The organism is Pseudomonas sp. IPO3774 (genome assembly GCF_013386835.1).
Classification (GTDB): domain Bacteria; phylum Pseudomonadota; class Gammaproteobacteria; order Pseudomonadales; family Pseudomonadaceae; genus Aquipseudomonas.
The window spans coordinates 104,552-119,088 of record NZ_JACAQY010000013.1 but is presented as its reverse complement, the minus strand read 5'-3'; the positions used below and the strand labels follow the sequence as shown (position 1 = coordinate 119,088).

The following is a 14,537-nucleotide window of genomic DNA, read 5'->3' as shown; positions in this document are numbered from 1 at the left end:
GTTGTCACGGATAAGGACGGATTACCGCGCCATCGATCAAAGGATTTGTTTCTGAATCCCCAGGCGTCACTCGCAGTACCTCTTCAAGTGTTGTCAGTCCTGCCATTACCTTGCGCATACCGGCGGACCGCAAGCTGCACATTCCCTGGTCAAGGGCCGCCAGGCGCAGGGCCTGGAGGTCGGTGCCCGGGCTGACCAGGGCCTTGAGGCGATCGTTCATCAGCATGATCTCGTAGACCCCGGCTTGACCCCGATAGCCACTTTCCCGGCACTCGCCGCAACCCACTGCCTGATGGACCTGCCCGGCTTGCCGCTTGCAGTGCGGGCACAACAGCCTGACCAGGCGCTGGGCCATCACCCCCAGCAGCGTGGCATTGATCAGGTAATGGGGAATGCCCAGTTCCAGCAAGCGGCTGATGGCGCCGGGCGCATCGTTGGTGTGCAACGTCGACAGCACCAGATGCCCGGTCAGGGCGGCCTGGATCGCCATTTCTGCGGTTTCCAGGTCGCGAATCTCGCCGATCATGATGATGTCCGGGTCCTGGCGCATCAGGGCGCGGATGCCGCTGGCGAAGGTCAGGTCGATGTTGTGCTGCACCTGCATCTGGTTAAAGGCCGGCTCCACCATCTCGATCGGGTCTTCTACGGTGCACAGGTTGACCTCGCGAGTGGCCAATTGCTTGAGCGTGGTGTACAGCGTGCTGGTCTTGCCGGAACCGGTAGGGCCGGTGACCAGGATGATGCCGTTGGCCTGGCCGGTCATGGATTGCCAGCGTTGCAGGTCGTCGCTGGAAAGTCCCAGTTGCTGGAAATCCTTGTGCAGCACCTGCGGGTCAAAAATTCGCATCACCAGCTTTTCGCCGAAGGCTATGGGCAAGGTCGACAGGCGCAGCTCCACTTCCCCGCCCGTGGGGCTTTTGGTCTTCACCCGGCCGTCCTGGGGTTTGCGTTTTTCCGCCACGTTCATCCGGCCCAGGCTTTTCAGGCGGCTGACCACCGCCATCGTCACCTGGGATGGGAATTGATAGACGTCATGCAGCAGCCCGTCGATGCGAAAACGCACGCGCCCCTGATCGCGTCCGGGTTCGATATGGATATCACTGGCCCGCTGGCCAAAGGCGTACTGCAACAGCCAGTCGACGATGTTGACGATGTGCGCGTCGTTGGCGTCGGGCTCCTGGTCGCTGGCGCCGAGATTGAGCAGTTGTTCGATATTCGGCGCGCCGGAGGTTTTTTGATCAATGGCGCCGCTGACCGATTTCGCCAGTCGGTAAAACTCCACGGTGCAGCGCTGGATCTCCTGGGGATTGGCCAGCACCCGCTTGATGGAGCGCTTCAACACCTGAGCCAGGCCGGCTTCCCAACTGCACACGTAAGGCTGGGCACTGGCGACGGTAACGCTGTGGGCGTCGACCGCAACGGCCAGGATCTTGTGGCGCTGGGCAAAGGCATAGGACATCAGCGGCACCACCGCCGCGACGTCGATTTTCAACGGGTCGATACGCAGGTAGGGCTGGCCGCAGTGGCGGGCGAGCCATTCGGTCAGCATTTCCAGAGACGGCCCCTGGCTGGCAATGCATTCCAGGGGATGCAGCCCACTGTTCGCCGGTAGGGCCAGGTCGGCGGGCACCAGGCCCTGGTCGATCAGGGCAGGCAACAACTGATGGATTTCCAGCCAGCGATCCTGGGGATTTGGCGCAACGGACATGGTGACGTTCCTGGGCAACGATTAGGCGTAGTCCTCAGGCTAGTCACCCTTTGCGCTTCGGCCTCCGGAGTTTATTGCAGGCATTTACTGAGCGGCCGCCTGGACCGCCAGAGGCCGCGCAGCATCTGCCGGGCGCAGCTCCAGCGAGCACACACTGATCAGGTTACGAAGTTTTTCGCCGATCACCTGGGCCCGGTGCCAGCTCAGGCCATCCATCACGATATCGATCGCCAGCAGGTCGTCTTCACGCTGCACGCTCACCTGACGTGGCACCAGGAACTGCAGGGCAAAATAGTTGAGCACCCGGCACAACACGTCGGGTTCAGCCTCGGCGAGGATTTGATAGTGCGCCTGGCAGTGGGCATTGCTGACGGCCCAGGCGTCAACGCGTTGGGCGGGGTGGGAGGCTTCGACGACGTGCATGATGATTCTCCGGATTCGACTGGAGAAATTTTTGCATTCGTCGCGGGAGATTTCTTATCTAAAACAGCCTGTATTGGCTTATAAGAGAATCATGTAATTCTTTAAATCATGATTAATGGGTATTTCTATGCACGCTGAATTGGACGTGTACGACCGGCGCATTCTCGCGCTGTTGCAGGAAGACGCTTCGCTCTCCAGCGCGCAGATCGCCGAACAGGTCGGCCTGTCGCAGTCGCCGTGCTGGCGCCGGATTCAGCGGCTGAAAGAGGAGGGTGTGATTCGCGGCCAGGTCACCCTGCTGGATCGCAAGAAAATCGGCCTTAATACGCAGATTTTTGCCGAGGTGAAACTCAACGCCCACGGCCGTTCCAACTTCACTGAATTCACCGAGGCGATTCGCGGTTTTCCGGAAGTGTTGGAATGTTATGTGCTGATGGGGGCGGTGGACTTTTTACTGCGGATCGTCACGTCGGACATCGAGGCGTATGAGCGGTTTTTCTTTGAGAAGCTGTCGATGGTGCCGGGGATTCAGGAGGTCAACTCGATAGTGGCCTTGTCGGAGATCAAGTCCACCACGAGTTTGCCGGTGTTGCGCTGATAGTTGTCTTGGCCTGATTTTAGTGAAGAGGGAGCAAGCTCCCTCGCCACAAGGTTTTACAGGCGCAGCAGGGTTTTCCAGGCGCGATTCTGATACACCGCAATCGCCTGATGCATCCGCGCATCCAGCGACTCATCGGTGATCGGCTGGTTGGCCAGGTGCGCCAGCTTGTTCAGCTCGCCATACAAACGGTCCAGCTCGGCGATATCCAGCACCTGGCGTGCATGGTGCAGCCAGGCCAGGATGCGTTCGATACGCGGCAGTTGCTCGGCCAGGTCTTCCGGCTGTTGCTGGTAGCGCGGCAGTTGCAGGGCAACGGCGTCATCGGCCAGCAGGCGCGGCAGCCAGTTGGCCAGCTGTGCAGCGCCCTGGCGATTGCCACGCACGTTGCGATCCGCGGCCCAGGTGCGGGCCAGCAGCCAGCGGGAAGTGGTCAGGGAGAACAAACCCCAGCGCACGTCTTCCAGTTCTTCGGCGAACTGCTCCGGCGCGGCCTTGCGGATGTCTTCATCGTCGTCACCGGCCTGGACCAGCGGACGCCAGTCTTCCAGCAAGGCGTCCAGGGCGGCGCGCAATTCGCTGGTGGACTGACGCGGTGCGGCCTGGCCGAGGCTGCCGAGCAGGGCCCGCAGTTCGCCGAGGTTTTCCACCCAGTCCTGCAGCAGACGCCAGTGGCCGTTGAAGCGGTATTGCTCGGCCAGGCGCTGGCTGCTGCCCAACAGATGCCACATGACGGCAGCAAATGCGTCGTCCAGCGGCATTTCGGCGTGCAGCACCGGTGCCGGCAGGCTCAGGGAGTAGCTGTTGGCGTCGAACAGGCGATAGCCACGCTCGGCCTTGCTGATATCGCACGGCATCAGCGCCAGGGTCGCGGCCAGTTCAGCGGCCAGCTCCAGCAGGGCGGCCGGGTCGCCTTCGCGCAGTTCCAGTTCCAGCTCGCAGATTTCTTCTTTCTGCTTGCCGGCAACCACGTGGCCCAGGTCCAGGGCGGCTTCGATCACCACCTTGGCCTTGCCGCGGCCCCAGGCGATTTCAGCGCGTTCGCGGACGAAATCGGTGGTGAAGATCGGCTTGAGGGTCTTTTTGTCCAGCTCGGCCAGTTGTTCGGGCCAGCATTCGCCGTCGAGTTTCTTCACGTCGAGCTTGGCTTTGGCCAGGTCCCAGTTGTACTCATTGCGTTCCGACAAGCCGGCGACGCTCTGGCCACGGGTCTTGAGGGTCTGGATCACTTCGTCGCCGTCTTTGCGCAGGCGCAGGGCCACTTTGGCCTGGGCCAGGTCGCGTTCCGGGGTGTCGAAGTACTGGTTCATCAACTCACGGCGTTCCCAGCCACTTTTGTTGCGTTTTTTCAGTAACGGGTGCTCACGCAGCGCGGCGAGGGTTTCGCGGCTGACACGGAGCTTGATTTCGGTTTCTTTCTGCATGGCCGGAAAATCCAGGATCGGGAGCGCAGCCGGGGAAAAGAGTGGCTGCCAAGGTCGTGCAGTGTACAGGACTGAGCCCGGCAACGTGCCGCAACGGTTTATTGTGTCACTCAGATAGCTCTATGATGGGGTTCGTCCGGGAAGTTGAGAGACAGCGCATGCCTTTACCGTCCATGAAAGAACAATTCGCCGCGCTGATTGCCGCGCCTTCGGTCAGTTGTACCCAGGCCTCTCTCGACCAATCCAACCGCCCGGTCATCGATTTGCTCGCCACCTGGCTGGCAGACCTGGGCTTTGCCTGCGACATCCAGCAGGTCAGCCCAGGCAAATTCAACCTGTTGGCCAGTTTCGGCACCGGCCCTGGCGGCCTGGTGTTGGCGGGCCACAGTGACACCGTGCCGTACGACGGCGCCCTATGGCAGACCGATCCGCTCAAGCTGACGGAAGTCGACGGCCGCTGGGTAGGACTGGGCAGCTGTGACATGAAGGGCTTTTTCGCCCTGGTGATCGAAGCCGTCCAGCCGTTGCTCGACCAGCCTTTCAAGCAGCCGCTGCTGATTCTTGCTACCTGCGATGAAGAAAGCTCCATGGCCGGTGCTCGTGCACTGGCCGAGGCGGGTCGTCCCTTGGGCCGTGCGGCGGTGATCGGTGAACCCACCGGCCTCAAACCCATCCGCCTGCACAAGGGCGTAATGATGGAGCGCATCGATATCCTCGGGCGCAGCGGCCATTCGTCGGACCCAAGCCTGGGCCACAGCGCCCTCGAAGCCATGCACGACGCCATTGGCGAACTGCGTGGCCTGCGCCTGGCCTGGCAGCGCGAATACCGCAATCCGCAGTTCAGCGTGCCGCAGCCGACCATGAACTTCGGCTGCATCCACGGTGGCGACAACCCCAACCGCATCTGCGGCCAATGCTCCCTGGAATTCGACCTGCGGCCCCTGCCGGGCATGGATCCCCAGGTGCTGCGCGCTGCCATCCGGCAGAAGCTTGAACCCTTGGCCGAGCGCCATCAGGTGAAGATCGACTATGCGCCGCTGTTCCCCGAAGTGCCGCCGTTCGAGCAGGCCGAGGATGCAGAGTTGGTGCGGGTAGCTGAACGACTTACCGGTCATCGCGCCGAAGCAGTGGCGTTCGGCACCGAAGCGCCTTATCTTCAGCGCCTTGGTTGCGAGACCCTGGTGCTTGGCCCTGGCGATATCGCCTGCGCCCACCAGCCAGGCGAGTACCTTGAAATGTCACGCTTGACGCCTACAGTGCGTCTATTGCGTGAACTGATTCAACATTACTGCCTGACACCTGCATAAATTAACCCCTGCCCATCCGTACATAGAAGGAGAGCGAGCGTGTCGCCAAGCCTGTTCCGACGATAACCAACAGCCCGCTGTGCGTTTTTGCGATTCATCCATTTTTGGCTGCTTTTTATTACAGGCCCAGGTTTTTATGCCCGAATACGTCAATTGGCTTCGTCACGCTTCGCCTTACATCAATGCCCACCGGGATTGCACTTTTGTCGTCATGCTGCCGGGCGATGGTGTAGAGCACCCGAACTTCGGCAATATCGTCCACGACCTGGTGCTGCTCCACAGCCTGGGCGTGCGACTGGTGCTGGTCCACGGTTCGCGCCCGCAAATTGAAACCCGCCTCGCCGCCCGCGGCCTGACCCCGGCTTACCACGAAGGCTTGCGCATCACCGATGCCGCAACCCTGGAGTGCGTGATCGATGCGGTCGGCCATCTGCGTATCGCCATCGAAGCGCGGTTGTCGATGGACATGGCGTCCTCGCCGATGCAGGGCTCGCGCCTGCGTGTGGCCAGCGGCAACCTGGTGACGGCGCGCCCGATCGGTGTGCTTGAAGGCGTCGACTATCACCACACCGGCGAAGTGCGCCGGGTCGACCGCAAGGGCATCAACCGCCTGCTGGACGAGCGCTCCATCGTGCTGCTGTCGCCGCTGGGCTACTCGCCTACCGGCGAAATCTTCAACCTCGCCTGTGAAGACGTCGCCACCCGCGCGGCCATCGACCTGGGCGCGGACAAGTTGCTGCTGTTCGGTGCCGATCTCGGCCTGATCGACGAGCACGGCCGCCTGGTGCGTGAATTGCGGCCGCAACAGGTGCCCGCGCACCTGCAACGCCTGGGCAACAACTACCAAGCCGAATTGCTGGACGCGGCCGCCGAGGCTTGCCGTGGCGGCGTAGGGCGCAGCCACATTGTCAGTTATGCCGAAGATGGTGCCTTGCTGACCGAGCTGTTCACCCGGGATGGCGGCGGTACGCTGGTGGCCCAGGAACAGTTCGAACTGGTGCGCGAAGCGGCGATTGAAGACGTCGGCGGGTTGCTGGACCTGATCAGCCCGCTGGAAGAGCAGGGGATTCTGGTGCGTCGTTCCCGGGAAGTGCTGGAGCGGGAAATCGAGCAGTTCAGCGTGGTGGAACGTGAAGGCATGATCATCGCCTGTGCGGCGCTGTATCAGATCGCCGACTCCGACGCAGGGGAGCTGGCGTGCCTGGCCGTGAACCCGGAGTACCGTCATGGCGGTCGCGGTGACGAGCTGCTGGAGCGCATCGAGACCCGTGCCCGGGCCCAGGGTTTGAAGACGCTCTTCGTGCTGACGACCCGTACCGCCCACTGGTTCCGCGAACGTGGTTTTGTGCCGAGCACGGTGGATCGCCTGCCGTCGGCGCGGGCGTCGTTATACAACTATCAGCGTAATTCGAAGATTTTCGAAAAGGCGTTGTAAGGCTAAGGGGCGAGGGGGCAATCCTCTCGCCTGTCACTTTGGCGAGTCGTGCTCCTCGGCGGACGCATCGGCCCTGAACACAGGGTTTGCCAATTTATACATATAACTGACATCAAAGTGACATTATCACCGGGTACGGTGAGGTGGATTGCTGGGACGGCAGAAAAGTTTCATCGATACAAAAACTGTAACAAATTGACGGAATGATGTGCGTTTGGCCATGATGGCGTCGCGTTTTTGATCGTGAGTGACGTATGACCCCGTTTGGTCAACACAAAACGATCTAAAAAAGCGCAAAGACATACTCTTTCGGAAAACGCTTATGGAGCGGCATCGCCTGTCGGCTTGACCGTCCCATGGAAAGCGTTATTCCTGAATGGTATGAAAAAGGACGAAACAATTCTTTTTGGGTGTATGAAAAACTCATTACCCTGCAAGGACCAAATTAACTGCGGTTAGACGAAAGTAGTAGACACACAAGGTTACGATTGACTTGTCAGTCACTATCCGGTGCTAATCGCGCATCTGTGGATCGAGGGCGTCAGACCCGAGACCTAAGAAATACAAAAATTAGAAATGAGAGGAGCGGTACATGAAGAAGTCAACATTGGCGTTGGCCGTAGCTTTGGGGGCAATCGCCCAACAAGCAGGCGCCGCTGGTTTTATCGATGACAGCAAGATCACGCTGGGCGTACGTAACTTTTACATCAACACCGACAACCGCGATCTGAAGCCATCGGCTACCTCGAACACCCGCAGCAAAAACGCTGAATGGGGTCAGGGTTTCGACCTGCGTTTCATCTCGGGTTTTACCCAAGGTACTGTGGGCTTCGGTCTTGACGCCATCGGCCTGTACGGCGTGCGTCTGGATTCCAGCCGCGCTGATCACGGTAACTACACTGGTACTGCTTCCGGCGGCACCGTGTTCCCAAGTGATGGCAACAAGGCCGTTCACGATTTCGCCAGCCTGGGCGTGACCGGTAAGGTCAAGATCTCCCAAACCGTGCTGAAGATCGGTACCTTGCAGCCGAACAACCCGGTGATCAAGACCAACGACGGTCGTCTGTTGCCACAAACCTTCCAGGGCGGCGAGATCTCTTCGAACGAGTTCAAGGACCTGACCCTGACTGCTGGTCAGATCGAGCACTCCAAAGGCCGTAACTCCAGCAACAATGAAGGTCTGTCCCTGGCCGGTGCCAACGGCAGCTCGAACTACGACGCTGGTAACTTCGTCAACAAGTTCTACTACGCCGGTGCTGACTACAAAATCAACAAAGACCTGACCGCTTCCTACTACTTCGGCGAGCTGAAGGATTTCTACTCTCAGAACTTCCTGGGCCTGGTCCACAACTGGGCGATCGGTCCTGGCGTCCTGAAAAGTGACCTGCGCTACTACCGCAGCCGTGACAACGGTGCCAACGGTGATACTGCCGGTTACTACACCTCCGGCTACTACTCGGATCATCCGACCAACGCCACCAAGGTCAAAGGTAAGGTCGACAACGACCTGTACAGCTACCTGGCGCTGTACTCGGTTGCCGGTCACACCTTCGGTGCTGGCTACCAGTACACCAAGGGCGACAGCGACTTCCCTTGGCTGAACCAAGGTGACGGCTCGTCTAACAGCACCATCACCGACATGCAAATCCAGAAGTTTGCCCGTGCTGGCGAACGTACCTGGCAAGCTCGCTACGCCTATGACTTCGCCAAGATCGGCGTACCTGGCCTGACTGCCGGTGTGGTTTACCTCAAAGGTAGCAACATCGACACCACCGTCGGCGAGCGTAACGAGTGGGAACGCGACCTGACCCTGGCTTACGTTGTTCCAGAAGGTCCGCTGAAAAACCTGGGCGTTGCCTGGAAAAACGCGATGTGGCGTACCGACCTGGCGAACACCCGTTCCCAGGACGAAAACCGCGTAATCCTCAGCTACACCTACGCGTTCAAGTAAGAGCGTAAAACCTTGCCCGGCGCAATGCCGGGCAGGGTGCTTTACTTTTCAAGCCGGGCTCAACCCCCGCAAGCCCGTCCTGAACCCCTCTTTGTACAGCGTCTCAAGGCCTTCTCGAACCTTGAAGCAGATGTTGATCCACGCCCGTTGCCAAGTCCAATGAACAGATTTTTAATATTCCTTTATCGTCTAGATAAATCGATATTTATTCTTTTTAAATAATCCGCGACACAGGCACAGTGGGCTCCATAAGTACTCATCAGGAGCCACACCATGAGCCTCAGACTGGGCGACATCGCCCCCGACTTTGAACAGGATTCCAGCGCCGGCAAGATTCGCTTCCACGAGTGGCTGGGCGATAGCTGGGGCGTGCTGTTTTCCCACCCGGCGGACTTCACCCCGGTGTGCACCACCGAGCTGGGTTTCACCGCCAAGCTCAAGGATGAATTCGCCAAGCGGGGCGTCAAGGCCATTGCGCTGTCGGTGGACCCGGTGGACTCCCACCACAAGTGGATCGAAGACATCAACGAAACCCAGAACACCATCGTCAACTTCCCGATCCTGGCCGACGCTGACCGCAAGGTCTCCGACCTGTACGACCTGATCCACCCGAATGCCAGTGACACCCTTACCGTGCGTTCGCTGTTCGTGATTGATCCGAACAAAAAGATTCGCCTGACCATCACCTACCCGGCCAGCACCGGGCGCAACTTCCACGAAATCCTGCGGGTGATCGACTCGCTGCAACTGACCGACAACCACAAAGTCGCGACCCCGGCCAACTGGCAGGACGGTGACGAAGTGGTGATCGTGCCGTCGCTCAAGGACGAGGAAGAGATCAAGAAACGCTTTCCGAAGGGTTACCGGGCGGTGAAGCCGTACCTGCGGCTCACCCCTCAACCGAATCGCTGACACACAACCACATGTGGGAGCGGGCTTGCTCGCGAATGCGCACTGTCAGTTGATGCATCTTTGAATGACACACCGCTTTCGCGAGCAAGCCCGCTCCCACACTTGCGCGCATTTCAAGTCTCACATAGCAGGGGTTTTAAGGCCGTTTCGACGGCCTTTTTTTATGCCTGCGATTTAGTCGGCATCATATGCATTTAAAGAATAAACAAATGAAAAAATAAGATTTATAGATATATAAATTGGCTGATATGGTCTGTCCCATCTTGGCGCCATCGCCACATAGCGAACCGCCGACACTTTCCAAAGGAATTTCCTACATGCTGGTCGTAACACTTGGTGGTAGCCCCAGCCAACGTTCCCGGTCCGGGGTCTTGCTGGATCACACCCGCAACTGGTTGCAGCAACAAGGCGTGGAAGTGGTGAGTTATCAGATACGGGACTTCCCGGCCGAAGACTTGCTGCACGCGCGGTTCGATAGCCCGAAAATCATCGACCTGTTGCAGCAAGTGGCGAACGCCGATGGCCTGGTGATCGCCACGCCGGTGTACAAGGCTTCGTTTTCCGGCGCGCTGAAAACCATCCTCGACCTGCTGCCTGAACGCGCCCTGGCCCACAAAATAGTGTTGCCGATGGCCACCGGCGGCAGCATCGCCCACATGCTCGCGGTGGACTACGCGCTGAAGCCGGTGCTGTCGGCATTGAAAGCCCAGGAATTGCTCCACGGGATTTTCGCCGAAGACAGCCAGATCGCCTACGGCGAAGGCAGCGCCCAGGCGCAACTGGTGCCGGTGCTGGAACAGCGCTTGAGCGAGGCTTTGGAGACGTTCTACAGCGCCATGGCCCGCCGCCCGAAACCCCTTGACCCCAATGTGTTGAATGAACGTTTGTTGAGTGCTCGCTGGAGCATTTAAGCCTTACCCAGCTTTACCTGAATTCGACAAGTACTACTCACCTTACTCAGCCGCCAACGGCCAAGCAGGTGCAGCCAACCCCCTAATCGTATATTTGGAGAGAGCGCCATGCGCACTGTCATCTTGCGTCGTGGTCTGGTCGCACTGTTTGCTGCGGCTGTGTCCTTCGGCGCCATTGTTCAAGCCCAGGCCGCCGAAACCTTGCGGATCGGCTATCAGAAATACGGCACCCTGGTGCTGCTCAAGGCCAAGGGCTCGCTGGAAAAGCGCCTGGCCGAGCAGGGCGTGCAAGTGCAGTGGACCGAGTTTCCCGGCGGCCCGCAGCTGCTGGAAGGATTGAACGTAGGCTCCATCGACTTCGGCGTGACGGGTGAAACCCCGCCAGTGTTCGCCCAGGCTGCCGGTGCCGATCTGCTCTACGTCGCCTATGAACCGCCGGCGCCTACCAGCGAAGCGATCCTGGTACCGAAAGACTCGCCGATCAAATCGGTGCAAGACCTCAAGGGCAAGAAAGTCGTCCTCAATAAAGGCTCCAACGTGCACTACCTGCTGGTACGTGCCCTGGAAGATGCCGGCCTGAAATACACCGACGTGCAGACCGTGTTCCTGCCGCCCGCCGATGCCCGCGCCGCGTTCGAGCGTGGCAGCGTCGATGCCTGGGTGATCTGGGACCCGTACCAGGCAGCCGCCGAGAAGCAACTGCAAGCCCGCACCCTGCGTGACGGCACCGGCATTGCCGACAACCATCAGTTCTACCTGGCCACCAAGCCGTACGCCGAAAAACACCCTGAAGTGATCAAGACGCTGGTGGAAGAAGTCCGCGCCGTGGGCGAATGGTCCAAGGCCAACCCGGAACAAGTCACCGAACAAGTTGCTCCGCTGCTGGGCCTGCCGGCCGACATCACCCTGACCTCGGTAAAACGCCAGGGCTACGGTGCGCAGTTCCTGACGCCTGAAGTGATCGCGGCGCAGCAGAAAATCGCCGACAGCTTCTACCAACTCAAATTGATCCCCAAACCCTTGAGCATCAAGGACGTGATCTGGACACCACCTGCCGCCGTTGCCAAAGCGCCGTAATCCGACTTCTTCAGGAGACAACTCCATGAGCCTCAATATTTTCTGGTTTCTGCCTACCCACGGCGACGGCCATTACCTTGGCACCGCCGAAGGCGCTCGCGCCGTAGACCACGGTTATCTGCAGCAAGTGGCCCAGGCGGCCGACCGCCTTGGCTTCGGCGGGGTACTGATCCCCACCGGCCGCTCCTGCGAGGATTCGTGGCTGGTGGCGGCGTCGCTGATCCCGGTGACCCAACGCTTGAAATTCCTTGTCGCGCTGCGCCCCGGGATCATTTCCCCGACGGTGGCTGCGCGTCAGGCCGCGACCCTGGATCGTCTGTCCGGCGGCCGCGCGTTGTTCAACCTGGTGACCGGTGGAGACCCGGATGAATTGGCCGGCGACGGTTTGTTCCTGAGCCATGAAGAGCGTTACCAGGCGTCGGTGGAGTTCACCCGCATCTGGCGCCGCGTACTGGAAGGCGAGACCGTCGATTACGACGGCCAGCACATCAGCGTCAAAGGCGCCAAGTTGCTCTATCCGCCGATCCAGCAACCGCGTCCGCCGCTGTATTTCGGTGGCTCTTCCGAAGCGGCCCAGGACCTGGCAGCCGAACAAGTGGAAATGGTCCTGACCTGGGGCGAGCCACCGGCCGCGGTGGCGGAAAAGATTGCACAGGTTCGCGCCAAGGCCGCCAAGCTCGGACGTACCCTGCGCTTCGGCATTCGCCTGCATGTGATCGTGCGTGAAACCAACGCCGAAGCCTGGCAGGCCGCCGACAAACTGATCTCCCACGTGGACGATGAAACCATCGCCCGCGCCCAGGCGTCGTTGTCGCGCTTTGATTCCGTAGGCCAGCAACGCATGGCCGCCTTGCACGGCGGCAGTCGCGACAACCTGGAAGTCAGCCCCAACCTGTGGGCGGGCGTAGGCCTGGTACGCGGTGGCGCCGGCACGGCACTGGTGGGCGATGGCCCGACCGTGGCCGCGCGGGTGAAGGAATACGCGGACCTCGGTATCGACACCTTTATCTTCTCCGGCTATCCACACCTGGAAGAGTCGTATCGCGTAGCGGAGTTGCTGTTCCCGCATCTGGACATCGAGCGTCCCGAGTTGCCGAAAGGCGCCGGCTACGTCAGCCCGTTCGGCGAAATGGTCGCCAACGACATTCTTCCCAAAGCTGCGTCCCAGAGCTGAGGCGCCGCCATGAACCTTGAAAAGTTAAGTCATCGATTGGCGCCCTGGGCGCTGCCGATCCTGTTGCTGGCGGTATGGCAGCTGTCCGTCTCGGCCGGCTGGTTGTCGACGCGCATTCTGCCGGCACCCAGCGCGGTGATCGAAGCGGGTGTCAGCCTGGTGCGCAGCGGCGAAATCTGGACCCACCTGGCCATCAGCGGCTGGCGTGCGGGCCTGGGCTTTGTGATCGGCGGCAGCATCGGCCTGACCCTGGGTTTTATTACCGGCCTGTCGACCTGGGGTGAACGCCTGCTGGACAGCTCGGTGCAGATGATCCGCAACGTGCCGCACCTGGCGCTGATCCCGCTGGTGATCCTGTGGTTCGGCATCGACGAGACGGCGAAGATATTCCTGGTCGCCCTCGGCACGCTGTTCCCGATCTATCTCAATACTTACCACGGCATCCGCAACGTCGACCCGGCGCTGGTGGAAATGGCCCGCAGTTATGGCCTGTCCGGTTTCAGCCTGTTTCGCCAAGTGATTTTGCCGGGCGCCTTGCCTTCGATTCTGGTGGGCGTGCGCTTCGCGCTGGGCTTTATGTGGCTGACGTTGATCGTCGCGGAAACCATCTCCGCCAGTTCCGGTATCGGCTACCTGGCGATGAACGCCCGGGAATTCCTGCAGACCGACGTGGTGGTTCTGGCGATCGTGCTTTACGCGGTCCTCGGCAAGCTGGCAGACCTGGCGGCGCGAGGCCTGGAGCGAGTCTGGCTGCGCTGGCACCCGGCTTATCAAGTGAATAAAGGAGGTGCGGCATGACCGCTCAACAACCTCCACGCCTGCTGCGGGGCATTCCCCTGGCAGTGCGCAAGTTGCGCAAGGCTTTCGGCGCGCGGGAAGTGCTGAAGGAAATCGACCTGCATATTCCTGCCGGTCAATTCGTGGCGGTCGTGGGCCGCAGTGGCTGCGGCAAAAGTACCTTGCTGCGCCTGCTGGCCGGGCTGGACAAAGCCAGCGGCGGCGAACTGCTCGCCGGCTCCGCGCCGCTGAGCGAAGCGATTGAAGACACGCGGTTGATGTTCCAGGAAGCGCGCCTGCTGCCGTGGAAAAAGATCATCGACAACGTGGGTCTTGGCCTCAAGGGCAACTGGCGCCCGCAGGCACTGGAAGCGCTGGAAGCGGTCGGCCTGGCCGAGCGCGCCAATGAGTGGCCGGCGGCGTTGTCCGGTGGCCAGAAGCAGCGCGTGGCCCTGGCCCGCGCCCTGATCCACCAACCGCGCCTGTTGCTGCTGGACGAACCGCTGGGGGCGCTGGATGCCCTGACCCGGATCGAGATGCAGCAACTGATCGAGAACCTCTGGCAGAAGCACGGCTTCACCGTGTTGCTGGTGACCCACGACGTCAGCGAAGCCGTGGCCATTGCCGACCGGGTGATTTTGATCGAAGACGGCGAAATCGGCCTCGACCTGCACGTGGAACTCCCACGTCCGCGGGTGCGTGGCTCCCACCGCCTGGCGGCGCTGGAAACCGAAGTGCTTAACCGTGTGTTGTCGCTGCCCGGCACCCCGCCGGAACCCGAACCTGTTTCACCGCTGCCTACGCAATTGCGTTGGGCTCAATAACTCACTTGTCTTACAC

13 protein-coding genes are annotated in these 14,537 nt (G+C 60.4%); 10 read left to right on the top strand and 3 right to left on the bottom strand.

Translation table 11 applies throughout. From position 1 onward, the window contains the following. Positions 1–4: 4 nt before the first annotated feature. Positions 5–1,708 carry a GspE/PulE family protein gene (locus HYE77_RS06525; RefSeq protein WP_177068575.1) on the bottom strand — a complete coding sequence of 568 codons (1,704 nt, stop codon included), beginning with the start codon at positions 1,706–1,708 and terminating at the stop codon, positions 5–7. Positions 1,709–1,792: 84 nt separating this feature from the next. Continuing rightward, a complete protein-coding gene (locus tag HYE77_RS06520; RefSeq protein WP_102604088.1) occupies positions 1,793–2,131 on the bottom strand; it encodes a hypothetical protein in 339 nt (112 codons plus the stop codon). A 127-nt stretch (positions 2,132–2,258) separates the two neighbouring features. Between HYE77_RS06520 and HYE77_RS06515 the strand changes: the two genes are divergently transcribed. Further along, entirely contained in the window at positions 2,259–2,729 is a 471-nt protein-coding gene (locus HYE77_RS06515) for an Lrp/AsnC family transcriptional regulator (RefSeq protein WP_087693276.1), read from the top strand. 56 nt (positions 2,730–2,785) lie between these two features. Here the strand turns inward: HYE77_RS06515 and HYE77_RS06510 are convergent, their stop codons facing one another. Further along, entirely contained in the window at positions 2,786–4,153 is a 1,368-nt protein-coding gene (locus HYE77_RS06510) for an inorganic triphosphatase (RefSeq protein WP_003213918.1), read from the bottom strand. A 158-nt stretch (positions 4,154–4,311) separates the two neighbouring features. Here HYE77_RS06510 and argE point away from each other — a divergent pair, with 158 nt between their 5' ends. The 9 genes from argE to ssuB all read left to right on the top strand — a co-directional run bounded on the left by argE (position 4,312) and on the right by ssuB (position 14,521). Next, positions 4,312–5,460 (top strand): acetylornithine deacetylase, encoded by a 1,149-nt coding sequence (gene argE, locus HYE77_RS06505; protein ID WP_003213916.1) that lies wholly within the window; start codon positions 4,312–4,314, stop codon positions 5,458–5,460. A 136-nt stretch (positions 5,461–5,596) separates the two neighbouring features. Beyond that, positions 5,597–6,895, top strand: coding sequence for an amino-acid N-acetyltransferase (gene argA / locus HYE77_RS06500; protein WP_003213914.1), 1,299 nt, complete (start codon positions 5,597–5,599; stop codon positions 6,893–6,895). A 592-nt stretch (positions 6,896–7,487) separates the two neighbouring features. Further along, a complete protein-coding gene (locus HYE77_RS06495; protein ID WP_003213912.1) occupies positions 7,488–8,846 on the top strand; it encodes an OprD family porin in 1,359 nt (452 codons plus the stop codon). A 273-nt stretch (positions 8,847–9,119) separates the two neighbouring features. Continuing rightward, the gene (locus HYE77_RS06490) at positions 9,120–9,758 is read left to right on the top strand and encodes a peroxiredoxin (RefSeq protein WP_003213910.1); all 639 of its coding nucleotides are present in this window, start codon (positions 9,120–9,122) and stop codon (positions 9,756–9,758) included. Between the two features lie 317 nt (positions 9,759–10,075). Continuing rightward, on the top strand, positions 10,076–10,669 hold the full coding sequence (ssuE, locus tag HYE77_RS06485; protein ID WP_003213909.1) for an NADPH-dependent FMN reductase: 594 nt from the start codon (positions 10,076–10,078) through the stop codon (positions 10,667–10,669). Positions 10,670–10,777: 108 nt separating this feature from the next. Then, a complete protein-coding gene (locus tag HYE77_RS06480; protein WP_003213907.1) occupies positions 10,778–11,746 on the top strand; it encodes a sulfonate ABC transporter substrate-binding protein in 969 nt (322 codons plus the stop codon). 25 nt (positions 11,747–11,771) lie between these two features. After that, positions 11,772–12,920, top strand: coding sequence for an FMNH2-dependent alkanesulfonate monooxygenase (gene ssuD / locus HYE77_RS06475; protein ID WP_003213905.1), 1,149 nt, complete (start codon positions 11,772–11,774; stop codon positions 12,918–12,920). Between the two features lie 9 nt (positions 12,921–12,929). After that, a complete protein-coding gene (gene ssuC / locus HYE77_RS06470) occupies positions 12,930–13,718 on the top strand; it encodes an aliphatic sulfonate ABC transporter permease SsuC (protein WP_008438905.1) in 789 nt (262 codons plus the stop codon). Then, a complete protein-coding gene (gene ssuB / locus HYE77_RS06465; protein ID WP_008438906.1) occupies positions 13,715–14,521 on the top strand; it encodes an aliphatic sulfonates ABC transporter ATP-binding protein in 807 nt (268 codons plus the stop codon). Before ssuC ends, ssuB begins: the two co-directional genes overlap by 4 nt. Positions 14,522–14,537 lie beyond the last annotated feature (16 nt).

Coding starts and splice junctions, on each gene's coding strand:
- ssuD (WP_003213905.1), top strand. CDS start 11,772: ATGAGCCTCAATATTTTCTGGTTTCTGCCTACCCACGGCGACGGCCAT.
- HYE77_RS06525 (WP_177068575.1), bottom strand. CDS start 1,708: ATGTCCGTTGCGCCAAATCCCCAGGATCGCTGGCTGGAAATCCATCAG.
- ssuC (WP_008438905.1), top strand. CDS start 12,930: ATGAACCTTGAAAAGTTAAGTCATCGATTGGCGCCCTGGGCGCTGCCG.
- argE (WP_003213916.1), top strand. CDS start 4,312: ATGCCTTTACCGTCCATGAAAGAACAATTCGCCGCGCTGATTGCCGCG.
- ssuB (WP_008438906.1), top strand. CDS start 13,715: ATGACCGCTCAACAACCTCCACGCCTGCTGCGGGGCATTCCCCTGGCA.
- argA (WP_003213914.1), top strand. CDS start 5,597: ATGCCCGAATACGTCAATTGGCTTCGTCACGCTTCGCCTTACATCAAT.
- HYE77_RS06480 (WP_003213907.1), top strand. CDS start 10,778: ATGCGCACTGTCATCTTGCGTCGTGGTCTGGTCGCACTGTTTGCTGCG.
- HYE77_RS06515 (WP_087693276.1), top strand. CDS start 2,259: ATGCACGCTGAATTGGACGTGTACGACCGGCGCATTCTCGCGCTGTTG.
- HYE77_RS06510 (WP_003213918.1), bottom strand. CDS start 4,153: ATGCAGAAAGAAACCGAAATCAAGCTCCGTGTCAGCCGCGAAACCCTC.
- HYE77_RS06520 (WP_102604088.1), bottom strand. CDS start 2,131: ATGCACGTCGTCGAAGCCTCCCACCCCGCCCAACGCGTTGACGCCTGG.
- HYE77_RS06495 (WP_003213912.1), top strand. CDS start 7,488: ATGAAGAAGTCAACATTGGCGTTGGCCGTAGCTTTGGGGGCAATCGCC.
- ssuE (WP_003213909.1), top strand. CDS start 10,076: ATGCTGGTCGTAACACTTGGTGGTAGCCCCAGCCAACGTTCCCGGTCC.
- HYE77_RS06490 (WP_003213910.1), top strand. CDS start 9,120: ATGAGCCTCAGACTGGGCGACATCGCCCCCGACTTTGAACAGGATTCC.